General features: G+C 75.5%; 1 protein-coding gene. It reads left to right on the top strand.

All coding sequences use genetic code 11. The features are described 5' to 3' along the window. Window positions 1-75: 75 nt before the first annotated feature. A partial coding sequence (locus tag FV228_RS30250; protein WP_246694087.1) for a flagellar hook-length control protein FliK occupies window positions 76-1,219 on the top strand: 1,144 nt, incomplete at its 3' end.

The following is a 1,219-nucleotide window of genomic DNA, read 5'->3' as shown; positions in this document are numbered from 1 at the left end:
AATCTTCCCAAGCCGCCGGAGCCCCCGGCGCAGACTCAGAGGACGGCAGCTGCGGATGCGCGGCCCGCGACCTCGATGACCCGCGCCGCGACACAGGCGCCGGCAAAACCGTCGGATCCCGCCGCCGTCGGGGCCGTTCGGGATACGGATTCGAAGGCGCAGCAAGCCTCCGACGCGGCGACGCGGCCGGCGCAAGAGGCTGCCCCCGACGCGACCGCTGCCACCGCCGCCGGGACAGACCCGAAAGCCGGTGATCCAGCCGCCATCGAGACCGCGCAAGTCGAACCGGCGCCGGGCGAGGTGCCGGCCCAGACCACGCCTCCACCGGCGAGCCCGGCCATGCCGGGAACGCTGCCGGCGCTGCTGGCCGAACTGGTGAAGGGTGCCCCGCTCGTTGCCGGCGGCGCAGCGGCCGACGGCGAGGCCAAGGATGTCGGAGCGGTCGGCCCGGGCGGCGCAGGGCTCGCTGGGTCTGGGGCGGTGCCGACGCAGGGCGCGGGCGCGGATGCGGCCGGAGCAAAGCCAGACCTTGCGGTCTCCGGGCCCAAGGCCGGCCCTGCTCAGATGGCGAGGCCGTCGGCTCAGGGCGCCAGCCCGGTCGAGGCGGTCAAAGCCGGTGCGGCCGATCCTTCGGGCAAGGAGGCGGCCTCGAGCGCGGCCGCCGGCCAGGACTTCCTGACCGCCCTGGCGGATGCCGGCCAAGGCACCGGCCAAGGCACCGGCCAAGGCACCGGCCCGGCCGCCGGCATGCAGGCCCCGGCTCCCGCCCTCCTCCATGGCAATCCGGACGCGTCCCTCCTCGCACCGCAGGCGGCCGGATCGGCGATCGCGACGACGCAGGCCGCCGCGCCGACCCCGAGCCAGGTGCAAGCCCCGCCGGATCCGGCGGTACCGCTCGGGCAGGTGCCGATGACCATCGGGCTGCGCTCGCTCGCCGGGTCGAGCGAGTTCCAGATCCGGCTCGACCCGGCCGAACTGGGGCGGATCGACGTCAAGCTCGAGATCGACAAGGCGCGGGGCACGGTGATGACCCACCTGGTGGTCGAGCGGCCCGAGACGCTGGCCATGCTCCAGCGCGACGCCGGCCATCTGCAGCAGGCCCTGTCCCAGACGGGGCTCGATCCCTCGGGGGGCGGCCTCAACCTGTCGCTGCGCAGCGACGGCAATGCCCAGGGCGGCGCCAACGGCGGCCAGGGCGATGCCCCCCGGGCCGGCTCGA

This window comes from Methylobacterium sp. WL18, assembly GCF_008040015.1.
GTDB classification, from domain to species: domain Bacteria; phylum Pseudomonadota; class Alphaproteobacteria; order Rhizobiales; family Beijerinckiaceae; genus Methylobacterium; species Methylobacterium mesophilicum.
The sequence above is the reverse complement of the archived record's forward strand: the minus strand, read 5'-3'. Positions and strand labels throughout refer to the sequence as shown.